This window comes from Tomitella gaofuii (genome assembly GCF_014126825.1).
GTDB lineage: Bacteria > Actinomycetota > Actinomycetes > Mycobacteriales > Mycobacteriaceae > Tomitella > Tomitella gaofuii.
In genome coordinates, this window is the sequence record NZ_CP059900.1 from 3,333,648 (window position 1) to 3,355,961 (window position 22,314).

Sequence of the window (22,314 nt, forward strand, 5' to 3'; positions counted from 1 at the left end):
CGATCGAGATAGGAGCTTGCCGATATCTCCGAATCGGTGGTAAACCGCCGCGGCGCTCCATACGGTGAACTCATACGGGCGGAGAGCAGCTCCCCCGTCGACGCAGTTGAAGTCACCGGAACAAAAACCCCGGTACGGTGCCGCGCCGCCGGAACTCCGCCCCGTCGAGACCCGACAGCGCACAGAGGAGATGGAGGTCGCCGTGACGACACAGGTTGCGCAGAACGCACAGAACGCAGCGGACGCCGCCCGCAAGGATCGTGGGGACGTCGAGCGCACCGAGGCGGTCATCGTCGGTTCCGGCTTCGGCGCACTGGCCGCCGCGAAGAAGCTCGCCAAGGCCAAGGTCCCGTTCGTGCTCATCTCCGAGACCACCGAGCACCTCTTCCAGCCGCTGCTCTACCAGGTGGCCACCGGCGTGCTCTCGCCCGGCGAGATCGCCCCGCCCATCCGTGCGGTGCTGGCCAAGTACCCCACGGCCGACGTCCGCCTCGGCCGCGTCGTCGACGTCGACCCCGACCGCCGCGAGGTGGTCTACGAGGCCGGCGGCGAGCGGCTGCGACTCGGCTACACCACGCTGATCGCCGCCACCGGCGCCCGCCAGGCGTACTTCGGCAACGACCACTTCGCCGACGTCACCTACGCGCTCAAGACCATCGACGACGCCGAGCGGCTGCGCCACCAGATCCTGCGGTGCTTCGAGGAGGCGCACACCACCACCGACCCGCAGCGGCGGCGCGACCTGCTCACCTTCCTCGTGATCGGCGCCGGCGCCACGGGCGTAGAGCTGGGCGGCCAGATCAAGGAGCTCGCCCAGCGCTACTTCGCCACCTCGCTGCACGACCTCCAGCCCGAGGACGTCACGGTGAAGATCATCGAGGGCGCCGACAAGGCGCTGCCCCCGTTCGGCGGCAAGCTGAGCGAGTACGTGGCCGAGTCGCTGGAGAAGGACGGCGTCGACGTGGTGCTCGGCACGTTCGTCACCGACATCGACGCGCACGGCGCGATCCTCAAGGACGCGAAGACGGGCGCGGAGCGGCGCGTCACCGCCGAGACGATCATCTGGTCGGCGGGCGTGCAGGCCAACGACTTCGCCCGCGTGCTCGCCGAGCGCACCGGCTGCGAGGCCGACCGCGCCGGCCGCCTGCTGGTCAACGACGACCTCACGGTGGGCGGGCGCGCGGACATCTTCGCCGTGGGCGACATGATGTCGCTGCACGGTCTGCCCGGCCAGTCGCCCGTGGCGATGCAGGGCGGGCGGCACGCGGCCGCCATCGCGTCCGGCAAGCGCGACGCCGGCACGCCGTTCCAGTACCGCGACAAGGGGTCGATGGCCATCATCAACCGGTTCCGGGCGATCACCCGCATCGGGAAGATCGAGCTCACCGGCTTCGTCGCCTGGGTCCTGTGGCTGGCGGTGCACCTGATGTACATGGTGGGCTTCCGCAATCGGTACGTCGCCGTGATGTCCTGGGTGGGGTCGTTCCTGGGCCGCCACCGCCCGCACTTCCACTACTCGCAGCAACGCACGCCGGCGCCCGCTGCCCCCGCCGCGGACACCGCGGACACCGCGTCCGATGGTGGGGCCGACGGCGCGGACACCGCGCAGGCGCCCGCGCCGGTGGCGGCGCCCGCGACGATCACGGCCGAGCATGCCGAAGAGTCCGAGGCCTGGCGGCGCGAACGGGCCGAGCGCCGGATGCCGGCGCACTCGACCTCGTAGCCGCCGAGAGAACGGCACACCGAAGCCCGCGGGTCGGCACGCATCGTGCCGACCCGCGGGCTTCGCGCATCCGTCGACGGCGGCGATGCATCATCGGGCGCCCGTCGGCCGCCCGATGGCACTCCGGATCACAGACGCCATGTCCTGCTCGTACGAACCCGTCGTGTCCGGACGTCCGACATGCGACGAACAGCCACCGGCCCGAACAAGGGAGTCGCACACTGGTATTCGAAGCCGGCTGTGCACCACCCGCGGGGCGTCTACGGTCGGAGGATCCACGAAGCGGACGGAAAGGGTTCACCATGACGGATGCGCAGGGCCGGGCCGGAGGACGCGGGGTCATCGTGACGGGCGCCGGCAGCGGCATCGGGCTCGCCGTCACCGAACGGCTGCGGCGCGACGGCGACCGCGTCCTCGCGGTGGACCTGCATCCCGAGGCCGCCGGCGGCGACGTCCTCGCCGCCGACCTGACCACACGCGAAGGCAACAGGGCCGCGGTCGATACGGCACTCGAGGAGTTCGGCCGCGTCGACGCGATCATCGCGAACGCCGGATTCCAGCACGTCGCGCCGATCCGCGACTTCGACCCCGACGCCTGGGATTCCCTGCTCGCACTCCTGCTCACCAGCCCGTTCCTGCTGGCCAAGTATGGGTGGGACGCGCTCGCGGCAGCGCCGGACGGCGGCCGGTTCATCGCCGTCGCCTCCGCGCACGCGCTGACCGCCAGCCCGTTCAAGTCCGCGTACGTCTCCGCCAAGCACGGCGTGCTCGGCCTTGTCCGCACGATCGCGCTGGAAGGCGCCGAATCCGGCGTCACCTCGGCCGCCCTCTGCCCGGCGTACGTGCGCACGCCTCTGGTGGAAAAGCAGATCAGCGACCAGGCGCGCGCCCATCGCATGTCCGAGGACGAGGTGGTGGCGCGGGTCATGCTCGAGCGGCAGGCGGTGAAAAGGCTCATCGAGCCCGACGAGGTCGCCGACGCCGTCGCATTCCTGCTGACGCCGGCGGGGCGTGCGTTCACCGGTGCGGCGTTGCCGATGGACCAGGGGTGGACGGCCCGGTAGCGCCCTGTGCACAGTCCGCGCCGGGCCGCCTGCCCCGGCTACGGCCGCGGCAGCGCCGCCACGGCGCGCAGCCCCGGCAGCCAGTGCTCACGCAGTGCCGTGTGGCCCATGAACAACCCGAGGTGCCCGGCGTCCACCGATTCCCGGCGCGCCTGCTCCGGCGACGTCGCCGCGTACGTGTCCAGGGCCCACGCCTGTGCGGCAGGCGTGATGTGGTCGCGCGTCCCCGCCAGTATGAGCAGCGGCGCCGTGATCCGACCGAGGTCCACGCGCTCGCCACCGACGGTCAGCGTCCCCGCGACCAGCTCGTTCCGGACGAAGAGGTGCTCGACGATCCACAGGTAGAATGGGCCGGCGATGTCCTGGGTCCATTCGAACCAGTCGGTGAAGTCGTTGAAGCGCTCCACATGTGCGGGGTCGTCGATGTGCGCCCACAGGTCCATCACGCGCTCGGCCTCGCCGGCGGGCTCGAGCATCTTGAACGCCAGCAGCTGGTTGCGCCCGCGGTACCGTCCTCGGCCCAGTGCCACCATCGCCCGGTAGGGCCGCATCGGATCGCCGGCGCCCGTGGCCTTCATCCACTCGCGGATCGCCGAGCGCCCCGCGTGGAAGTCGATGGGAGCGCCGCCGACCGACAGCGAATGCACCGCCCCGGGACGCAGCGCTGCGTAGATGGAGGCGAGCCAGCCGCCCTGGCAGTCGCCGATGAGGTTGACCCGCCCGCCCAGCCTGCCGACCGCGTCGTCGAGGATCCCGACGTAGTCCTCGATGGTGGACCCGGCGGTCTCGGCGGTGGCGGGAAGCCAGTCCAGACAGTAGAGACTGTCCAGCCCGGCCTCCAGCGCGGTGCGGATCTGCGACTGCTCCGGCGAGTAGTCGACTATCGAGGAGGCGTGCCCGGCCTGCGGGGGAAGCACCAGGGTGGGCACCGCCGAAGTGCCGGTGGAGAAGTCGAGCAGCCGTGCCTGCGGCCAGTTCCGCACCACCGTGTGCTCCGTGCTCCACCCGGGGGTGCGGCGCCGGGTGACTGCGCGGAACCACACCGCCGTGTCGTTGAGCACGGTCGCCGGGCCGGCGCCGCGCCGTGCTGCCGAGCGCAGATATCCCGCCCAGCCGGACGTCCACGCGGACGAGATCTCCCAGGGCGCACGAGCCCAGGCGGTGCGCTGGGACGGGACACGGGTCTGCGTTGCCATCATCCGACTCCTGACGAAGAGACACCCCGCGGCTACTCGCGAGTATCCCCGACGTTAGCGGGTCCACTGCTAACGCGCTCGGATTCGCGCCGACGCGTTGTACCCGGTGCCGCGTCGTGGTGTGGCGTGCGGCGCGGCGGCTAACCCCGGCCTGCCGGTACGCGATGGAAGGGGAAAGACCCGATACGGGTCCACCGTGGATCGGAGAGGCCCCATGCACACCTTCACCCGCACCTTCGTCGGCGCCGCGGGCGCCGCCGCACTGAGCGCAGGCCTGTTCGCGGGAGTCGCCGGTGCCGCGCCCAGCGGTTCCATCGCGGACTCCCCCGTCGGCTTCGGCGCATTCGTGCTCACCAGCGGAACCGACGCAGCGGGGCTGATCTGCTCCCCGGACGTCGGCACCCATCCCGATCCGGCGCAGGCATGCGATTCCATCCGGCAGGCCGGCGGCAATTTCGATGCGCTTCCCCGAGATGCGCACGTGCTGTGTCCGATGATCTACATGCCCACCCCGGCGCGTGCGATCGGCGTGTGGGTCGACACGGGCGGGCCCCGCATCGTCGACTACTCCCACACCTACGGCAACGGTTGCGTCGCCAACGCGGCCTCCGGCGGCGTGTTCGGCTTCTGAGGCGCTGACGGTTGCGCGGACGGCCGCTTTCTGCAGCAGTCGGCGCCGGCATGCGACGTGCACTGCGCCCGTTCGGCCGCGGCGGAATCGGCACGGAGGCGATACTGGAATCGGCCCGGTCCGGGCCGCAGGCCGCCGACGGAAGCAGAACGCCATGTCCGCACACCGCCGCCTCACCGCCCCCGCCGTCATCGCCGCGCTGGTCACCGCGCTGATCGGCTGCACCTCGGCGAACGACCCGGCCGCGGCGATCCCCACGTCATCCGGGTCACTGGGATCGGCCGGACCCGGCGGCGGCCCCGCCGCGCCCGGCCCGGGCGGGCCGCTGACCGGCACGCCGGTGGACGTGACGACCGGGCTGGACGTGCCTTGGTCGGTCGTGTTCGCCGGTGCAATCCCATTGGTGAGCGAACGCAATACCGGCCGGATCCTCGAGATCACCGCCGACGGTTCCGCGCGCACGGTCGGCACGGTCCCGAGCGTCGTGACGGGCGGCGAGGGCGGAACACTCGGCATGGCCGTCGACGACGGCCGACGCCTCTATGTCTATTCGACGGGCCCGGATGGCAACCGCATCCAGCGCTTTTCCCTGCTCGGACAGCAGGGTTCCCTGGCGCTCGGCCCGCCGGAGACGATCCTCGACGGCCTGCCGTCTGCGACCATCCACAATGGCGGGCGCATCGCCTTCGGCCCCGATGGCATGCTCTATGCGGGCGTCGGCGACGCGGGCGAGAGGTCCCGTGCCCAGGATCTCGGATCGCTCGGCGGGAAGATCCTGCGCATGACGCCCGACGGGGCCGTCCCCGCAGATAACCCGTTCCCCGGATCCCTCGTCTACAGCTACGGACACCGCAACGTCCAGGGGTTCGGCTGGGCCGAGGACGGCACGATGTCCGCCTCGGAGTTCGGGCAGAACACGTGGGACGAGCTGAACGTCATCGAGCCGGGCGGCAACTACGGCTGGCCCGCCGTCGAGGGGATCGCGGGTGACGCCCGCTTCCTCGACCCGGTGCAGCAGTGGCGGCCGGCGGAGGCGAGTCCCAGTGGGATCGCGGTGGCCGACGGCACGGTCTTCATCGCGAACCTGCGCGGCGCGACGCTGCGCGCCGTCCCCGTCGACCAACCCACGACCTCCCGCGACTACTTCACGCACGAGTACGGGCGCCTGCGCGACGTCGCCGTATCCCCCGATCACTCGCTGTGGTTCCTCACCGGCAACACAGACGGCCGCGGGACGGTGCGCCCCGGCGACGACCGCATCGTGTCGATCGGCCTCGCCGATGCGAGCTGAGACCACGAACAAAAATCGACCGGAAGGCGATGAACCCTCCGGCCGACTAAAATCTGGTGGAGCTAAGGGGACTCGAACCCCTGACCCCCACACTGCCAGTGTGGTGCGCTACCAGCTGCGCCATAGCCCCGTACTGCAACCAGTGTAGCCGTTCGCGGAGCGTGCTCCTCGACCGCCTGCGTGGCCGCGTCCTGCTGCGCGGTTGCTCCCCGCGCTGCCTCAGCAAAGTTACACGATCCCGGCTCTCCGCACCAAATCGCCTGGGCAGGCGTCGATGGTCCGAGCATGCGCACCCGTCATCCGGCCGCAGTCACCGTCCACCGGTGGTCGGCACCGGCGAGGACACGGCGGGCGACGGCACCGACGTGGCCTGCGCGTTGAGCACGTCCGCCAGCCATTCCGAACGGGAGATCCTCACCTCGCTGGTCCCCTGATACACGGACGGCGTGACCGTGGAGCCGCCGGACAGCGCAGCCAGCGACGTCCGCGCCGTGGACGCCGCGGTCTTCTCCGCGTCCACCAGCGACCCGTCCGCGATGCAGGACACCGCCGGCCCATCGGCGCCGAGCCGCTGCGCCATCCGCGCCAGCTGAGCGTCGTCGAAGTCCGATTTCGCTCCCTCGTGGGGCTGCACACCCTTGGTGAACAAGGCGTCACGGAACTTCGAGTACGCGACGGCGTCCCCCGACTGCGCGACGCACCGCGCCGCAGCGGCCGCCCGCGTGGAGTAGTCGCCGGAGGGCGACTTGCCGTCGAGGATGGTGATCGAGTGGTAGCGCACCGCCAGCCGGCGTCCCGTGATCGCCGAGTACACAGAGTCCCCGTACAGGTCGGTGAACTGCCCGCACGCCTCGCAGAAGTAGTCCTCGTAGACGTCGAGGACCACTGGCGCGTGCGCGATCCCGAGGCGTATCGCGCCATCCGCGTCCACAGACACCGGCACGCCCACCACGGAGGCGATGCCCATCCGCGACAGGTCCGGCGTCGCGCCGCCTGCAGTGGAGGACGGCGAGTCGGCGGCGGTGGAGGAAACAGAGGCACCGGAAGCGGGCACGCCTGGGCCGGAGCCGCCGGCGCCCGATCCGCACCCGGCGAGCGCGCCGGCCACGAGCACCGCGCCGGCCGTCGCGGCGACGGCACGGCGACGCCCGGACCGCGGAGATCGCCAGGGTCGCCCTGCGTCGATCGTGCCGCCTGCATCCACCGTCTGTCCGCGCACTCCGCCTCCTCCCGGCAGGGTCGCCTCCCGGCAGGCCCGCCGCATTCCACTTTTCCATGTCCCTGCCCCGCCCGCGCGAGCAGCGCCGGGAAACGCATCCGCCCTGCCCCGTCCGATGCGGACGGGGCAGGGCGGAACGGCCGTCCGCCGTGCGCGGCGGTGGCGGGACGTCAGCGGGTCACTGCGCGGTGAGCTGCGTGATCCAATCGGCCGACTGGATGTTGACCTTCTTGCCGTCGTGCATGACGGTCGGGGTGCTCACCTGGCCGCCGGTCTGGTCGGACAGCTGCTGCATGGACGCCTGCGCGCCCGCCTTCGCCGCGTCGACCTTCGTGCCGTCGGCGATGCAGGAGACAACCCCGTCGTCCGCGCCGACCTGCTTGGCCACCTCGGAGAGCTGGGCGTTGCTGAGGTCCGTCGAACCGTTCTCCTCCGGCTTGACGCCGTCCTGGAACAGGGCGCTGTGGAACTTGGAGAACAGCGCGCCGTCGCCGGTGTCCGCCACGCACAGCGCCGCACCGGCCGCGCGCGTGGAATAGTCGCCGCTGGCCGAGTACTTGTTGAGGAAGTCCAGCATGTGGTACTGGACCGCCATCTGGCCGTTGTCGATGGCCTGGTTGATAGCGCCGCCGAACTGGTTCTCGAACATGGCACACGCCGGGCACAGGAAGTCCTCGTAGGCGTCGATCTTCACCGGTGCGTTCGGGTCGCCCAGCAGCACCCCGCCGCTGTCGATGACCTTGACCGGGGTGCCTTCCTGGACCGACCCGTACCCCTCGGCCTGCACCTCGGTGTCCTTGGTGTTCGGCAAGACCACGAAGATCACGATCAACACGATGATCGCAACGATCGCGACGCCGCCGAGCACGTAAGTGAGCAGGGCGTCGTTGCGCTTATCGTTCCCCAGCTTCGCGGCGTTGTACTTCTTCGGTGGTTTCTTGGAGCTCACCTTGCGTCATCCGTCCTTTTCTCCGGCCGGCCCCGCCGCGGGCGCGGCGGAAGCGGCTCGTCAATGGGTGTCGTCGGCCGGGCCCGGTCAGGCCCGGCGGGCGGGAGGATCCGCCGATGTGTCAGCGCGATACCGTTCCTGCCGCGCCCTCCGGCGCGTCCTCGTCCCGCGCGTCCACCGCGTCAACGCCGTGGTCCTCTGTGCCGTTGTCTTCAGCGCTGTCGTCTTCAGCGCCATGGCTCCGCGGGCCCAGTCCGGCTCGCGAACCGAACCCGAGGGCGAGCGGACTGCGCGGCCACAGCATCAACCACGCCGCCAGTATGAGGAAGCCGACGTCGCGCGCGATCTCCTCGGCGTAGTCCACCCAGGTGACCGACGCATCCTCCCCGCCGCCGCCGAAGCATCCGCAATCGATCTGCAAGCCGCGGGCCCACGCCGACGCGACGCCGGCGATGAGCACCACCAGCAGCAGCCCGGAGACGATCGCAGTCCATCGGACGGCGAGCCCCAGGATGAGCATGAAACCGAGGATCAGCTCCACGGCGGGCAGGCCGATCGCCACCGCGCGCACCATCGGGTCCGGGAGCAGCCGGTAAGCATCGACGGCCTCCATCGACTGATGCACGTCGGCGGCCTTCGCCCAGCCGGAGATCAGCCACACGGCGGCCAGCCCGAAACGGGCGAGCAGACTCACGATCGGTTTCCACACGCGGCCGAGGATACCGGCATGAACCGCATCCGCGCCCGTGCGCTGCACCCTGTCGGACGACATCCGGCACGGAAACGGCCGTCACGCAACGCGGAATCGGGGGCCGCGACGCCCGCGACGCGAGTGTTACGGTAGTGCTCATCATCAGTTTCGTATCTACGAACATCAATCGTGGGGCATGCGCATCAGGATGTGCACCGCCGATCCCCACGTGGCACACAGGCAGGAGTCCCGCAGTTGGCGACGACGACAGATCCCGCGGAGGCCGCCCGTCCTGGCACCCGGCGCCCGGTGTGGCCGCGGCGGCGCGATGCGCACAGGGTGGCGATGCTGTTCGGCCCCGCCTTCGTCGCCGCGGTCGCATACGTGGACCCGGGGAACGTCGCCGCGAACGTGACCGCGGGGTCCCGGTACGGATACCTGCTGCTGTGGGTGCTGATCCTCGCCAACGCGATGGCGGTGCTCATCCAGTACCTGTCCGCGAAGCTGGGTCTGGTCACCGGATCGTCACTGTCGGAGACTCTGGGCGCACGACTCCGGCCGGCGGCCCGGCGCGGGTTCTGGCTGCAGGCCGAGGTCGCTGCGGCCGCCACGGACGTCGCCGAGGTGATCGGCGGCGCCATCGCTCTCCACCTGCTCTTCGGCCTCCCCCTCGCCGCCGGCGGCGCGATCACCGGAGTCGTGTCGATGGCGCTGCTGGCGGTGGGCGACCGGCGCGGGCAGCGCCGCTTCGAGCTGCTCGTGGTGGGCCTGCTGCTCATCATCACGATCGGCTTCACCTGCGGGCTGCTGTTCGTCGACGTCTCCCCCTCGGCCCTCGTCGGCGGCATCGTGCCCCGCTTCGAGGGGGTGCAGACGCTGCTGCTGGCCGCGGGCATGCTCGGGGCGACGGTGATGCCGCATGCCATCTACGTCCATTCCGCACTCGCGCGCGATCGGCACCGCGCCGACCTCGTGCACCTGGAAGCGCGGGGGGCGGCCGACGGCCCGGCCGAGGGCTGCGGCGCGGATGCCCCGGATGCGGAACCCACCGCCCCCGTGCGCAAGGACGCCGGACGGGGCCACGCCGTCCTCGACAGGCTGCTGCGCGCCACCCGCTGGGACGTGGCGGTGGCACTGGTCGTCGCCGGGGGCGTGAACATCGCGCTGCTCGTGCTCGCCGCCGCCGCGCTGCACGGAGTCTCCGGCACCGACACCATCGCGGGCGCGCACCACGCCATCGAAGCCGCACTGGGCCCGGCCGTGGGCACCGTGTTCGCGGTGGGGCTGCTGGCCTCCGGCCTGGCCTCCACATCGGTGGGCGCCGCTGCGGGCGCCGAGATCATGTCGGGGCTGCTGCGCGTGCGTGTCCCGCTGCTCGCGCGCCGCCTCGTCACGCTGGTACCGGCCGTGGCCCTGCTCGCAGCGGGAGCCGACCCCACCTATGCGCTGATCCTCAGCCAGGTGGTGTTGAGCTTCTGCATCCCGTTCGCGCTCATCCCCCTGGTGCGCTATACGGCGCAGGTCTCGATGATGGGCGTGTACCGCAGCGGCCCCGTCGTCCGCGTCGCCTCCTGGGCGACGGTGGCCGTGATCGTCGCGCTCAATGCCGCACTGCTCGCCCTGACCATGCTCGGCGTCGATTAGCCGGCGGCGGGCAGCGGCCGGCGGGGCGGGCGATAGCCGGCAGGGCACAGCAACGGGCCCCGGCGGGTGGTCTTCGCCCGCCGGGGCCCGTCGTCGGTGGAGCTGCCGGGAATCGAACCCGGGTCCTCCGCAGTGTCACCGAGGCTTCTCCGTGCGCAGTCCGCTATGTCTCTGCTCGGGCCTCCGGATCTCGCGAACACGTCCGGATGACGACCCCAGTCGCTGTGGGATGTCCCGTCAATCTCCGCGACCGATTATGACGGTGAGCCCTCTAGCTGATGCCAGTACCCGGGCCGAGGGCGAACCCGGACTGACAGACTCACGCCTGCTGCTTAGGCAGCGAGGGCGAAGGAGTCAGCGCTCTGCTTGGAGTTGGCGCTTAATTGGTTGCAGCGACGCTTACGGTGGTCTCCTGCCTGCACCGGCACGCTTCCCTTGGATCTACTCACGCAGTCGAAACCGTTCAGCCCCTTTCCACGACTCTCGCAGCCGTGCGATTCTTCCTGCACAGCGAACGCCTGCCGCAGGATCGCGCTTCACGCGATCACCCATCAGACATCCGCAGCCCCACACGCATCCGCGTGGACAACACAGTCTAACGCGCGCGGACGCCGAAATCATCCCGTCGGCGACCCCCGCGGTGGAACCGCGCGTATTCCCAGGTCGACGGTGTGCATGCTCACTCGTCAACACTGTTGACGTGGCATTGTCAACGGTGTTGACTAGGTCGCATCGCCACAAGACTCCGTCAGGGGATGCAGTCATGAACGCAGAACAGCGGGACAGCCCGCGCGGCGACACCGCGCGCGAAGCCGACTACGCGGAGATCCTCGCCGACGACATCGAGGCGGTCGCCCCGACGCTCGGCGGGCACCGCCCCGCGCACGAGGCCCCACCGGGCACCGACGCCCCGGTGGGCCTCGCGACCATCGCGAAGGCCATGGTCTTCCCGCTGTTCTTCGTCGTCATGTTCGCGCTGTGCTACGTCAGCGCATTCCACAATCCCGCCCCGCACGACATGCGGCTGACCGTCGTCGGCCCCGGCTCCTCCGCGGCAGCGGTGGCCTCCGGGCTGGAACAGGGCTCGCCGGGTGCGTTCGACGTCGCCACCTCGACCGACCTGGACGGCGCGCTCGAGCGCCTCGCCGACCGCGACGTGCAAGGCGTGATCGAGCTCGGCAGCCCCGTGGTGGCGCACGTCGCCTCCGGGGGGAGCGCCACGGTGGCGCAGACGGTGCAGTCGGTCGCCGCTCCCCTCGCGCAGCAGACCGGGACCACTGTGACTGTCGACGACATCGCGCCCGTCACCGGAGGGGACGCCACCGGGATGGGACTGTTCTACTTCATGGTCGTCTGCTCCATCGCCGGCTACCTCACCGTCACGGTGCTGTCCCAGCTGGCGCCGAACATGACGCTGCGGAGGCAGCTGGGCATCCTCGGCGCCATGTCCGTGGCACTGACCCTCATCGCCTTCGCAGTCTCGTCGATCTTCACCGGCACGTACGGCGCCGGCGCGGGCGGTCTGACCGCGTTGCTGCTCATCGGCGTCCTCTACACGTTCACGATCGGGATCGTCGCGGTGCTGCTCAACAGGCTGCTCGGCCAGGCGGCGATCATGGCGGTGATGATGGTCGCGATCTTCCTGAACTTCCCCAGCGCGGGCGGCGCCATCGCGCCGTCGATGCTGCCGGCGGCGTGGGAGGCCGTGCATGCGTTCTGGATCGGCTCGGGCGCGATCCAGGCCATGCAGTCGGTGATCTACTTCGGCGGCAACGGCGCCGGGCACGGACTGCTCATCCTCGCCGGCTGGCTGGCGGTCGCCGCGGCCGGGCTCGCGATCACCGTGCGGCGCACGAGCAGGCACACCTCCGACGCGGCTGGAAAGACCCGCGCCGCGGCCGCGGAGGCTCCGGATCGGGAACCCGTTCCGGTGCGTTGATCCCCCAACCCCGTCACCCCCGCGTCCACCTGTGGGCTCAGCCGCGCATGCCCTTGACGCGGCGGCCGAGCTCGCGAGTGACCTCGCGTTCCATGGTGCGGCGCCGGATGTCCTGCCGCTTGTCGTATACCTGCTTGCCGCGCGCCAGCGCCAGTTCCAGCTTGACCTTGCCGCCGGAGAAGTACATCGACAACGGCACCAGGGTCAGGCTGCCCTCCTGGGTCTTGCCGATGAGCATCTCGATCTGGCGCCGGTGCAGCAGCAGCTTACGCACCCGCCGCGGCGCATGGTTGGTCCAGGTGCCGTGCGAATACTCGGGGATGTGCAGGCCGCGGAGCCACACCTCGCCGTCGTCGACCGTGGCGAAAGCGTCAACCAGCGACGCCTTGCCTTCGCGCAGGCTCTTGACCTCGGTGCCCACCAGCGCCACCCCGGCCTCGTAGGTGTCGAGGATCACGTAGTTGTGGCGGGCCTTGCGGTTGGTGGCGATCACCCGCCTGCCGTCGGCGTCCGCGGCCTTGGACTTCTTGCCGCCCTTGCCCTTCTTGGCCATGCTCAGCTTTCCCGTCTCGTCCCCGATGCGCCCGCCGCGTCCGGCGGCGCCGTCACTCCCGGCACCGTCACTTCCGGCGCCGTCATTCCCGCACGTACAGGCGCAGTGTGATCCAGCCGGTCACCGCCGCGAGCACCGCGCTCACCCCGATGAGGATCGGCGCCACGAGGCCGATGTCCGCATCCGTGATCCTGGCGATGATGTTGGAACTGTACAGATCCGACAGTACGTCCTTGATGAACAGGTTGTTCGCCGCGAACAGCCCGGCCACGGCGAGCACCGATCCGACCACGGCGGCCACCACCACCTCCAGCAGGAACGGGAGCTGCGTGTACCAGCGGGACGCGCCCACCAGGCGCATGATGCCCACCTCGGTGCGGCGCGAGAAGGCGGCGATCTGGATCATGTTCGCGATCAGCAGCACCGCGCCCACGCCCTGCACCAGGGCCACCGCGAACGCCGCGTTGCGGATGCCGTCGAGGACCGAGAACAGCCGGTCCACCAGATCCGCCTGGGTGCGCACGCGCTGGACGCCGGTCCGCTCGCTGAACTCGCGGTCGAGCTCCCCGAACAGCTTCTGGTCGTCCACCTTGACCTTGAACGACGCCGGCAGCGCCTCCGGGCGGACCAGCGAGAGCATCTCCGGGTCCGAGGCGAACTGCTGCTGGTAGATCTTGTAGGCCTCGTCGCGGCTGACGAAGGTCACCGACGACTGGCCGGCCGCCTCCGCCAGGTCCTGCCGCAGCTGCGTGCACGTGGCCTGGGTGCAGTCCGGGTCGTTGGTGGAGATGTCGTCGGTGAGGAACAGCTCGACCTCCACGCGGTCCAGATAGATCTGCTCGGTCGCGTGGCTCATCTGGACCACGAGCAGGCCGCTGCCGAGCAGGCCGATCGAGATCGCGGTGGTGATGATCATCGCCACCGTCATCGTGATGTTGCGGCGAAGCCCCTGGAGGACCTCGCTGAAGACGAATTTCGCGCGCATGGGTGTGTGTTCTCCGGTCGGTGGGGACGTCGGCGGTTCGGCGTGGGAACGGCGGCATGACGCGAGCGGCCCCGCCGCCCCGTCCGCCGCGCGGGCTACCTGCCCACGCCGTACACGCCGCGCTCCTCGTCGCGGACCAGCTTGCCCAGCTGCAGTTCCACGACGCGCCGGCGCATCGAGTCGACGATCTCGTGGTCGTGCGTGGCCATGAGCACGGTGGTGCCGGTGCGGTTGATCTTGTCGAGCAGCAGCATGATCCCGCCGGACGTATCGGGGTCGAGGTTGCCGGTGGGCTCGTCGGCCAGCAGCAGCAGCGGCCGGTTGACGAACGCCCGCGCGATGGCGACGCGCTGCTGCTCGCCGCCGGAGAGCTCGTGCGGCAGCCGATGCGACTTGCCGGCCAGGCCCACCATGTCGAGCACCTCGGGGACGACCTGTTTGATGTTCGCCTCGCGCTTGCCGATCACCTCGAGCGCGAATGCGACGTTCTCGTAGACGTTCTTCTGCTGCAGCAGCCGGAAGTCCTGGAACACGCAGCCGATGGTCTGACGCAGCTGCGGCACCTTGCGTCCCGGCAGCCGGTTCACGCGGGTCTCGCCCACGAAAACGTCACCGGAGGAGGGCACTTCGTCCTTGAGCAGCAGTTTGAGGAACGTCGACTTCCCGGACCCGGACGGCCCGATGAGAAAGGCGAACTCCCCCTTGCCGACCTCGACGTTCACCTTGTCCAGCGCGGGCCGGGTCGACGTCTTGTACGACTTGGAGACATTCACGAGACGGATCACGGAGAGCCAGTGTAGCCATGCCCCCGGGCGGCGCCGGTCCGCCGACTCCGGCGCGCCGCTCAGTCCTCGTCGGCGCCGGTCTTCGTCGGTGTCAGTCCTCGTCGGTGCGCATGCGCCAGCGGATGCCGGCCTCGATGAATCCGTCCAGCTCGCCGTCGAGCACCGTCTGCGGGTTGTTGACCTCGTACTCGGTGCGCAGGTCCTTGACCATCTGGTACGGGTGCAGGACGTACGAGCGCATCTGGTTGCCCCACGACGCGTTGCCGCCGGCGCCCAGCTCGTCCAGCGCGGCCTTCTCCTCCTGGCGCTTGCGCTCGAGGAGCTTGGCCTGCAGCACCTTCATCGCCGCCACCTTGTTCTGCAGCTGCGACTTCTCGTTCTGGCAGGTGACCACGATGCCCGTGGGGATGTGGGTGAGCCGCACGGCCGAGTCGGTGGTGTTCACCGACTGCCCGCCGGGGCCGGACGAGCGGTAGACGTCGACACGCACGTCGTTCTCCGGGACGTCGATGCTGTCGGTCGTCTCCACCACGGGCAGCACCTCGACCTCGGCGAAGGACGTCTGGCGGCGGCCCTGGTTGTCGAAGGGGCTGATGCGCACCAGGCGGTGCGTGCCCTGTTCCACCGACAGCGTGCCGTACATGTACGGATCCTTGACGGCGAAGGTGGCGCTCTTGATGCCGGCCTCCTCCGCGTAGGAGGTGTCGTACACCTCCACCTTGTGGCCGTGCTTCTCCGCCCAGCGCACGTACATGCGCATGAGCATCTCGGCGAAGTCCGCCGCGTCCACGCCACCGGCGCCGGAGCGGATGTTCACCAGCGCCTCACGCGGGTCGTACTCGCCGGACAGGAGCGTGCGCACCTCCATAGCCTCGATGTCCGAGCGCAACCGCGCGCGGTCGGCGTCGGCGTCCTCGAGGGCAGCGGCCGCCGCATCGCCCTCCTCCTCGTCGGCCAGCTCGTAGAGGACGGGCAGGTCGTCCAGGCGCGAGCGCAGGTCACGCGCCCGCCGCAGCGTCCCCTGCGCATAGGAGAGTTCGCTGGTGACCTTCTGCGCGTGGTCCTGGTCGTTCCACAGCTCCGGGTCGGCGGCCTGGTGCTCGAGCTCGTCGATGCGGCGGGCCAGCTCGTCGATGTCGAGCACGCGCTCGACCGTCGACAAGGTGGTCTCGAGTTCTGCGAGGTCTGCGGAAACGTCAGGTTGCACGGTAGACAAGGCTACCCGCCGTCCGCCGCGCCGACCCGGACGGAGTCGCCTGGCGGCGGCCGCGCCACGGTACGGTCATGGCCATGTACGCCGCCGACCTGGACCTTGCGCTGCGCCTGGCGAATCGCGCCGATTCGATCACCGGCAAGCGGTTCCGCTCCGCCGACCTGCGCGTGCAGGACAAGCCGGACATGACGCCCGTCACCGATGCGGACGTGGCCGTCGAACGCATCATCCGCGACATCCTGGAGATCGAGCGTCCGGACGACGCCGTCCTCGGCGAGGAGTTCGGGGGCGACCCCGCACCCACCGGCCGGCAGTGGGTGGTGGACCCCATCGACGGAACGAAGAACTTCGTCCGGGGCGTCCCCGTGTGGGCCACCCTGATCGCGTTGTTCGAGGACGGGGCGCCCGTGCTCGGCATGGTCAGCGCCCCGGCGTTGTCGCGCCGCTGGTGGGCGACCGCCGGCGAGGGCGCGTTCAGCACCTTCGAGGGCGGCCTGCCGCGCGCGCTGCGGGTCTCGGGGGTCCACGACCTCGGCGCGGCGAGCCTGTCGCTGTCGAGCCTGTCCGGTTGGCGCGAGCGCGGCGACCGCGACCGCGTCATCGCACTCACCGACGAGGTGTGGCGGCTGCGCGGCTACGGCGACTTCCTCTCCTACTGCCTCGTCGCCGAGGGCGCCGTCGACATCGCGGCCGAGCCGGAGGTGTCGCTGTGGGACCTTGCGGCCCTCGACGTCCTCGTCCGCGAGGCGGGCGGCCGCTTCACCGCGCTCGACGGCACCGTGGGCCCCGCGGGCGGCAGCGCCGTCGCCACCAACGGGCTGCTGCACGACGCGGTACTTGCGCGGATCGGGACGTGAGCCGCATCGGCGGGCAGTCGATGAGAAAGCTCTCATCGACCGCCCGCCGCAGGCGTGCGCCGACGCAGGGTGGGGGCATGCGTGAACGACGACCGTCGCCGGTGGCCGCCGCGGCAGGAGCCGCCTCCGCCGTCGGCGCCGCCGCGATCGTCGCGTGGGCGGCCGACGGGCGCGACGCCGTCAGCCGATAGCCCGTCGCATCGGCGGCGAGCCGCCGCGCGAGGTGACGGGTCGTATACGCCTTCTTGGCGGCCCGCAACCGCCCCGGGGACAGCGCTGCGCCGCGCTCCTCGCACAGCGATTCGTCAATGATCTGCACCGCGCCGGTGGCGCGCTCCGCAGCGATGGTCATGGCGTTCACTCCTGTTGTCCGTGCTGCGAGCGCCCTGCCCCCACGCTCGCCTCCCGTCGACCCCACCGACAAGCAAACGCCGGTTCAATGAGTGCACGATGACACCCCGATGAGAGTTCTCTCATCCGGTCCGCGGACGGTTCCGGGCGCGGATCCATGCGTGCGGAACGGGGTTTCAGTTCACAACCAACTTACTTTGGAGTAAGATTGGCTGCGAGAAGATCCGGGTCCGCCTTGCGACCCGGCAGGTGCGGGCGGCCTCGCCCTCCGCACACCCGGCCCTCACGGACAGATGGTGACTATGAGCAAGAACGGCAATTCCCCCGCGCGGCCGCGCCGCGCCGACTCCACCGTCGGACTCAACCCCGTCCGACGCGACGTCATCGGCACGGCCATGCGCGTGCTCACCTCCATCACGGGGTCGAGCCTCGCGGACAAGTACCGCATCCGCGAAACGGTCGACCGCGTCGCCTACGAGGGGACCAAGACCGGCTTCCGCACCCTCGGCGCCGCCAACCGCGTTTTCGACAAAGTGCCCGGCGGCGGCACGCCCGCCCGGCTGAAGTCGGCCAAGCCCGGCGGGTTCGACGTCACGCCCACCGATGAACAGCAGATGATCGTCGCGACGGTCAAAGACTTCGCGGCGGAGATCCTGCGCCCTGCGGCGTCGGACGCCGACGCCGCCGCGGCCGCCCCCGCCGACCTGCTCGGCCGGGCCGCGGAACTGGGCGTGACCATGATCAACATCCCCGACTCGCTCGAGGGGGTCGCCGAGGAGCGCGGGGCCGTCACCAACGCGCTCGTCGCGGAGGCCCTCGCCCACGGCGACATGGGACTGGCACTGCCGGTGCTGGCGCCCAGCGGCGTCGCCGTCGCACTCACGCAATGGGGCACCGACGAGCAGCAGCGAACCTATCTGCCGGCCTTCGCGGGTGAGAAGGTCCCCGCCGCGGCCGTCGTCGTCGCGGAGCCGCGGCCGCTGTTCAACCCGTTCGCGCTGCAGACCAAGGCCGTCCGCACCGCCGACGGTTACACCCTCGACGGCGTCAAGTCGATGGTGCCGGCGGCCGGCGCGGCGGAACTGTTCGTCATCGCCGCGGAGCTCGACGGCAAGCCCGCGTTCTTCCTGGTGGAGTCGGACTCCCGCGGCCTCGTCGTCGAGGCGGACCCGAGTATGGGCCTGCGCGCCGCGGGCCTGGGCCGGCTCATCCTCGAGGACGTCTCCCTGCCCCGGACGGCACTGCTGGGCGGGCCGGACGCGGACCCCGCCGTGCGCGCCCAGGAGTACTCCGACGCCATCGCGCTCTCCCGCCTCGGCTGGTCCTCACTGGCCGTGGGCACCGGGCAGGCCGTGCTGGACTACGTGACGCCGTACGTCAACGAGCGCGAGGCCTTCGGCGAGCCCGTCAGCCACCGGCAGGCCGTCGCCTTCATGGTGGCGAACACCGCCATCGAGCTCGACGGCCTGCGCCTGGTCGCCTACCGCGGGGCCTCCCGCGCCGACCAGGGGCTGGCCTTCCACCGCGAGGCGGCCCTGGCACGCACGCTCGCCGCCGACAAGGGGATGCAGATCGGCCTCGACGGCGTGCAGCTCCTCGGCGGCCACGGCTACACCAAGGAGCACCCGGTGGAGCGCTGGTACCGCGACCTGCGTGCCGCCGGAATCGGCGAGGGTGTGGTCCTCGTCTGACCGGTCCCGCACCGGCTCAGAGGATCCCGCAACCACGCCAGCGTCCACTCCCCACCATGGAGACACCATGATCAACCTCGAACTTCCGAAGAAGATGAAGGCCGCGTCCAACCAGGCGCACCAGGCCGCCGCGCAGATCTTCCGCCCCATCTCCCGCAAGTACGACCTCGCCGAACACGAACGCCCCGTGGAGCTCGACACGATGGCCAGCCTGGTCGAGGGCCTCGCGGACGCCGGTCAGGCCGCCTCCGGGGCCACCCTCGGCCGCGGCGCCGACACGAAGGCCCCCGAGGGCAACGTCAACGGCGGCAACATGTCGTCGCTCATGAACGTCATCGAAACCTGCTGGGGCGACGTGGGACTCACCCTCGCCATCCCCTACCAGGGGCTGGGCAACTCGGCGATCGCCTCGGTGGCCACCGACGAGCAGCTCGAGCGCTTCGGCAAGGTGTGGGCGTCGATGGCGATCACCGAGCCGGGCTTCGGCTCCGACTCGGCCGCCGTCACCACCACCGCAGTGCTCGACGGCGACGAGTGGGTGCTCAACGGCGAGAAGATCTTCGTCACCGCCGGCGAGCGCTCCACGCACATCGTCGTGTGGGCCAGCGTCGACCGCGCGAAGGGCCGCGCAGCCATCAAATCGTTCGTCGTCCCCCGCGACGCCCCCGGACTGTCGGTGGCGCGCCTGGAGCACAAGCTCGGCATCAAGGCCTCCGACACCGCCGTGCTGCTGTTGGAGGATTGCCGCATCCCCCGCGACAACATCCTCGGCAGCGCCGAGGTGGACACCGCCAAAGGCTTCGGCGGCGTGATGGCCACCTTCGACAACACCCGCCCGCTGGTCGCGGGCATGGCGGTGGGCGTGGCGCGTGCCGCGCTCGAGGAGCTCCGGCAGATCCTCACCGACGCGGGCATCGAGATCTCCTACGACGTCCCCGCCGTCAACCAGCCCGCCGCGGCCGCCGCCTACCTCGAGCTGGAGGCCGACTGGGAGGCCGCCCAACTGCTCACCATCCGGGCCGCCTGGATGGCCGACAACAAGAAGCCCAATTCGCTGGAGGCCTCGATGGCCAAGGCGAAGGCCGGCCGCATGGGCACCGCCGTCACGCTCAAAGCTGTCGAACTGGCCGGCAGCTACGGATACTCGGAGCGCTCGCTGCTGGAGAAGTGGGCGCGTGACGCGAAGATCCTCGACATCTTCGAGGGCACCCAGCAGATCCAGCAGCTCATCGTCGCCCGCCGGGTGCTGGGGCTCTCGTCCGCCGAACTGAAGTAGCAGCGCCGAGAACGGTCGTCGCCCCCGCAGAACAGCGGCCCCGGACCTCTCGGTCCGGGGCCGCTGGAGCTTTCCCCTCTCAGATGCCGAGGAGGCTTCCGAGGCCGCCGAGCAGGCCGCTGACGAGACCGGCGAGGGTGAGGCCGAGCGAACCGAGGATCATGACGTCTCCATTCAGTGTTTTGGTCTTTCGTTCAAGATATTGACCTGCGGTCTGCGGGAAAGTCAAACCCGCAGCCGCCGGGTCCGGGCTGTTCGCGGAGATGCTGCGCGGGACCGCGTCACAGCTCGATCCGGCGATCCACCCCGACCGCGCCGAGGAACCGAGCGTCGTGGCTGACGACGATGAGCGCCCCGGGCCAGCCGCGCAGCGCATCAGCAAGCTGCTCGACGGATTCGATGTCGAGGTTGTTCGTCGGTTCGTCGAGCATGAGCAACTGCGGGGCGGGCCGCCGGAACAGCACCACGCCCAGCGCGGCGCGCAGCCGCTCGCCGCCCGACAGCGCGCCGACGGTCTTGCCCGATGAGCGCCCCCGGAACAGCAGACGCGCCAGGTGCGCGTGCACGGTTTCGGCGTCCGCCTCCGGGCGCGCGTCCGCAACGGCCTCGGCCACCGTCACGCCGTCGTCGAGGAAGTCGAGCCGCTGCGGCAGGCAGGCCGCCGGAACCCGCAGACCGTCCGAGACGGCGATCGCCCGCAGCAGCGTCGTCTTCCCCGAACCGTTGCGCCCGACGACGCCGATCCGTTCCGGGCCCACCACCGAGAGCCCGTCCTCGTCGGCGCCGCGAGTATCGGTGGACACGGTCGATGGCGGCGACCGGAGCTGCGACGGAAGCGGGGGCCAGGGCATCGCCAGCACCTCGCGCCGCGGCGGCAGCGCGCACTCGGGCAGGTCGATCCGGATGCGCTTGTCGTCGCGCACCTGTTCGCGCGCCTCGTCCAGCGCCTCCGCCGCCCGCTCCACCTCCTCCTCGTGGGCGCCGCGCAACTTGCCCGCGGAGACCTGCGCCTGCTGCTTGCGCAGCCCCATGATGATCTTCGGTTCGCGCTTGTTCTCCTGCATCTTCCTGCCGTAGCGCCGGCGCCGGTCCAGTTTGATGCGCGCCTCGACCATCTCCGCACGCTGCTTGCGAAGGTCGCTGCGGGCATCGCTGACGCGCTGGGCGGCCGCCGCCTGCTCGGCCTCGATGACCTGACGGTAATGGCTGTACGGGCCGCCGAACAGCCGGATCCGGCCTGCGCGCAGCTCGGCCGTGGCGTCGACGGACTCGAGCAGGTCGAGGTCGTGACTGACGACGAGGACGGGCACCGTCAACGCGCCGAGGACCTCGCGCAGCCGGCCACGGGCCGCGACGTCGAGGTTGTTGGTCGGCTCGTCGAGCAACAACGCCTGCGGCTCGGCGAGCAGCAGCCCGGCGAGCGCGATCATCGTCGCCTCGCCGCCGGACACCGTGCCCACCGTGCGGTCGAGATCATCGAGCCGCAGGCCGAGCCGCCCGAGCATCGCGCGGCACCGGGCGTCGACGTCCCAATCCTCGCCCACCGCGTCGAAGTCGGCCGGGTCGACGGAACCCTCCTCGATGCGGCGCAGCGCCTCGCGCACGGCCGCCACCCCCAGCGTCTCCGCGACCGTCCGGTCCGCGTCGAGGGTGACGTCCTGCGGCAGCACCGCCACCGGCCGCGGAGCGGCGACCGAGCCGCGTTCCGGAGTCAGATCCCCGGCCAACAACCGGAACAACGTGGACTTGCCGGCCCCGTTGCGGCCGACCAGCGCGGTGCGGCCCGCCGGGAACACGGTGGTGAGACCGTCGAACACGACGGTGCCGTCGGGCCACCGGAACGTGAGGTCGGACAAGACGACGCTGTTGCTGCTCGCACCGCGGTCGCGGCCGGATCGCGCCGGGGCGGGTGTCGCGGACGGAGGAATCGACGATGATGCGGACATGGGTGCTCCCAGGAAGTATGCGGCTGTGCAGCTGCGGACTACCTCTGGTGGAGCACCGGCATCACTCGTCTCGCTCTCGGCGACAGGAACGGACTAGAGGCTAGCTCGACCGTCGGCGTACGGCAATGCTCTTGTTACCCGGCCCACCCCCTCGCCCATCGATAGAGTTTCAGGCCATAGGGTGAAACCCGGCACGTGCACCGAGCGTCACAGACAATTCCTGCGGCGCCGGCGCTGAGCGCGACGGGGCGCTGCAACCGCGCCGCCGTCCGTCGCTGCGGTTGCGCTGCCGCCGATCAGGAAGCTCCCG

At 70.6% G+C, this 22,314-nt stretch carries 18 protein-coding genes, 1 tRNA gene, 1 other RNA gene and 1 pseudogene; 9 read left to right on the top strand and 12 right to left on the bottom strand.

The window, feature by feature from the left end; all coding sequences use genetic code 11:
- Window positions 1-289 precede the first annotated feature (289 nt).
- A complete protein-coding gene (locus H4F70_RS15555; RefSeq protein ID WP_235681580.1) occupies window positions 290-1,723 on the top strand; it encodes an NAD(P)/FAD-dependent oxidoreductase in 1,434 nt (477 codons plus the stop codon).
- Between the two features lie 302 nt (window positions 1,724-2,025).
- Complete coding sequence (locus H4F70_RS15560; RefSeq protein WP_182357836.1) at window positions 2,026-2,787, top strand: SDR family oxidoreductase; 762 nt, start codon at window positions 2,026-2,028, stop codon at window positions 2,785-2,787.
- A gap of 38 nt (window positions 2,788-2,825) precedes the next feature.
- Here the strand turns inward: H4F70_RS15560 and H4F70_RS15565 are convergent, their stop codons facing one another.
- Window positions 2,826-3,986 (bottom strand): alpha/beta fold hydrolase, encoded by a 1,161-nt coding sequence (locus H4F70_RS15565; RefSeq protein WP_182357837.1) that lies wholly within the window; start codon window positions 3,984-3,986, stop codon window positions 2,826-2,828.
- Window positions 3,987-4,197: 211 nt separating this feature from the next.
- Between H4F70_RS15565 and H4F70_RS15570 the strand changes: the two genes are divergently transcribed.
- Window positions 4,198-4,614, top strand: coding sequence for an SSI family serine proteinase inhibitor (locus H4F70_RS15570; RefSeq protein ID WP_182357838.1), 417 nt, complete (start codon window positions 4,198-4,200; stop codon window positions 4,612-4,614).
- A gap of 154 nt (window positions 4,615-4,768) precedes the next feature.
- On the top strand, window positions 4,769-5,905 hold the full coding sequence (locus H4F70_RS15575; RefSeq protein ID WP_182357839.1) for a PQQ-dependent sugar dehydrogenase: 1,137 nt from the start codon (window positions 4,769-4,771) through the stop codon (window positions 5,903-5,905).
- Between the two features lie 54 nt (window positions 5,906-5,959).
- On the opposite strand, the gene H4F70_RS15580 is transcribed toward H4F70_RS15575, so the two are convergent.
- The 4 genes and pseudogenes from H4F70_RS15580 to H4F70_RS15595 all read right to left on the bottom strand — a co-directional run.
- Window positions 5,960-6,035, bottom strand: a tRNA-Ala gene (locus H4F70_RS15580).
- A gap of 180 nt (window positions 6,036-6,215) precedes the next feature.
- Window positions 6,216-7,124: a DsbA family protein gene (locus tag H4F70_RS15585; protein WP_182357840.1), complete on the bottom strand. Its 909-nt coding sequence runs from the start codon at window positions 7,122-7,124 to the stop codon at window positions 6,216-6,218.
- Window positions 7,125-7,302: 178 nt separating this feature from the next.
- Window positions 7,303-8,073 carry a DsbA family protein gene (locus H4F70_RS15590; RefSeq protein ID WP_182357841.1) on the bottom strand — a complete coding sequence of 257 codons (771 nt, stop codon included), beginning with the start codon at window positions 8,071-8,073 and terminating at the stop codon, window positions 7,303-7,305.
- 256 nt (window positions 8,074-8,329) lie between these two features.
- Window positions 8,330-8,782: pseudogene (locus tag H4F70_RS15595) on the bottom strand (MauE/DoxX family redox-associated membrane protein); the annotation flags it as partial.
- A 327-nt stretch (window positions 8,783-9,109) separates the two neighbouring features.
- On the opposite strand from H4F70_RS15595, the gene H4F70_RS15600 reads away from it, so the two are divergent.
- Window positions 9,110-10,408, top strand: a complete 1,299-nt coding sequence (locus tag H4F70_RS15600) for an Nramp family divalent metal transporter (protein WP_182360453.1) — start codon at window positions 9,110-9,112, stop codon at window positions 10,406-10,408.
- 94 nt (window positions 10,409-10,502) lie between these two features.
- On the opposite strand, the gene ssrA is transcribed toward H4F70_RS15600, so the two are convergent.
- Window positions 10,503-10,879: a transfer-messenger RNA gene (gene ssrA / locus H4F70_RS15605) on the bottom strand.
- Window positions 10,880-11,171: 292 nt separating this feature from the next.
- Between ssrA and H4F70_RS15610 the strand changes: the two genes are divergently transcribed.
- Window positions 11,172-12,347: an ABC transporter permease gene (locus tag H4F70_RS15610; protein ID WP_182357843.1), complete on the top strand. Its 1,176-nt coding sequence runs from the start codon at window positions 11,172-11,174 to the stop codon at window positions 12,345-12,347.
- Window positions 12,348-12,384: 37 nt separating this feature from the next.
- Here H4F70_RS15610 and smpB read toward each other — a convergent pair whose 3' ends face one another.
- The 4 genes from smpB to prfB form a co-directional block, all read right to left on the bottom strand.
- Entirely contained in the window at window positions 12,385-12,900 is a 516-nt protein-coding gene (smpB, locus tag H4F70_RS15615) for an SsrA-binding protein SmpB (protein WP_182346705.1), read from the bottom strand.
- A gap of 82 nt (window positions 12,901-12,982) precedes the next feature.
- The gene (gene ftsX / locus H4F70_RS15620) at window positions 12,983-13,885 is read right to left on the bottom strand and encodes a permease-like cell division protein FtsX (protein ID WP_182357844.1); all 903 of its coding nucleotides are present in this window, start codon (window positions 13,883-13,885) and stop codon (window positions 12,983-12,985) included.
- 95 nt (window positions 13,886-13,980) lie between these two features.
- Window positions 13,981-14,670 carry a cell division ATP-binding protein FtsE gene (gene ftsE, locus H4F70_RS15625; RefSeq protein ID WP_182346703.1) on the bottom strand — a complete coding sequence of 230 codons (690 nt, stop codon included), beginning with the start codon at window positions 14,668-14,670 and terminating at the stop codon, window positions 13,981-13,983.
- A gap of 91 nt (window positions 14,671-14,761) precedes the next feature.
- On the bottom strand, window positions 14,762-15,877 hold the full coding sequence (prfB, locus tag H4F70_RS15630) for a peptide chain release factor 2 (RefSeq protein WP_182357845.1): 1,116 nt from the start codon (window positions 15,875-15,877) through the stop codon (window positions 14,762-14,764).
- Between the two features lie 77 nt (window positions 15,878-15,954).
- Here prfB and hisN point away from each other — a divergent pair, with 77 nt between their 5' ends.
- The 3 genes from hisN to H4F70_RS15645 all read left to right on the top strand — a co-directional run bounded on the left by hisN (window position 15,955) and on the right by H4F70_RS15645 (window position 20,058).
- On the top strand, window positions 15,955-16,740 hold the full coding sequence (gene hisN, locus H4F70_RS15635; protein WP_182357846.1) for a histidinol-phosphatase: 786 nt from the start codon (window positions 15,955-15,957) through the stop codon (window positions 16,738-16,740).
- Window positions 16,741-17,384: 644 nt separating this feature from the next.
- Window positions 17,385-18,782: an acyl-CoA dehydrogenase family protein gene (locus H4F70_RS15640; protein WP_182357847.1), complete on the top strand. Its 1,398-nt coding sequence runs from the start codon at window positions 17,385-17,387 to the stop codon at window positions 18,780-18,782.
- Between the two features lie 67 nt (window positions 18,783-18,849).
- Complete coding sequence (locus tag H4F70_RS15645) at window positions 18,850-20,058, top strand: acyl-CoA dehydrogenase family protein (RefSeq protein ID WP_182357848.1); 1,209 nt, start codon at window positions 18,850-18,852, stop codon at window positions 20,056-20,058.
- A gap of 79 nt (window positions 20,059-20,137) precedes the next feature.
- On the opposite strand, the gene H4F70_RS15650 is transcribed toward H4F70_RS15645, so the two are convergent.
- A complete protein-coding gene (locus H4F70_RS15650) occupies window positions 20,138-20,287 on the bottom strand; it encodes a hypothetical protein (protein WP_182357849.1) in 150 nt (49 codons plus the stop codon).
- 52 nt (window positions 20,288-20,339) lie between these two features.
- Entirely contained in the window at window positions 20,340-22,004 is a 1,665-nt protein-coding gene (locus H4F70_RS15655; protein ID WP_182357850.1) for an ABC-F family ATP-binding cassette domain-containing protein, read from the bottom strand.
- Between the last annotated feature and the right edge of the window lie 310 nt (window positions 22,005-22,314).

Coding starts and splice junctions, on each gene's coding strand:
- H4F70_RS15560 (WP_182357836.1), top strand. CDS start 2,026: ATGACGGATGCGCAGGGCCGGGCCGGAGGACGCGGGGTCATCGTGACG.
- smpB (WP_182346705.1), bottom strand. CDS start 12,900: ATGGCCAAGAAGGGCAAGGGCGGCAAGAAGTCCAAGGCCGCGGACGCC.
- H4F70_RS15645 (WP_182357848.1), top strand. CDS start 18,850: ATGATCAACCTCGAACTTCCGAAGAAGATGAAGGCCGCGTCCAACCAG.
- H4F70_RS15570 (WP_182357838.1), top strand. CDS start 4,198: ATGCACACCTTCACCCGCACCTTCGTCGGCGCCGCGGGCGCCGCCGCA.
- hisN (WP_182357846.1), top strand. CDS start 15,955: ATGGCCATGTACGCCGCCGACCTGGACCTTGCGCTGCGCCTGGCGAAT.
- ftsX (WP_182357844.1), bottom strand. CDS start 13,885: ATGCGCGCGAAATTCGTCTTCAGCGAGGTCCTCCAGGGGCTTCGCCGC.
- H4F70_RS15565 (WP_182357837.1), bottom strand. CDS start 3,986: ATGATGGCAACGCAGACCCGTGTCCCGTCCCAGCGCACCGCCTGGGCT.
- H4F70_RS15610 (WP_182357843.1), top strand. CDS start 11,172: ATGAACGCAGAACAGCGGGACAGCCCGCGCGGCGACACCGCGCGCGAA.
- H4F70_RS15575 (WP_182357839.1), top strand. CDS start 4,769: ATGTCCGCACACCGCCGCCTCACCGCCCCCGCCGTCATCGCCGCGCTG.
- H4F70_RS15640 (WP_182357847.1), top strand. CDS start 17,385: ATGGTGACTATGAGCAAGAACGGCAATTCCCCCGCGCGGCCGCGCCGC.
- H4F70_RS15655 (WP_182357850.1), bottom strand. CDS start 22,004: ATGTCCGCATCATCGTCGATTCCTCCGTCCGCGACACCCGCCCCGGCG.
- H4F70_RS15600 (WP_182360453.1), top strand. CDS start 9,110: ATGCTGTTCGGCCCCGCCTTCGTCGCCGCGGTCGCATACGTGGACCCG.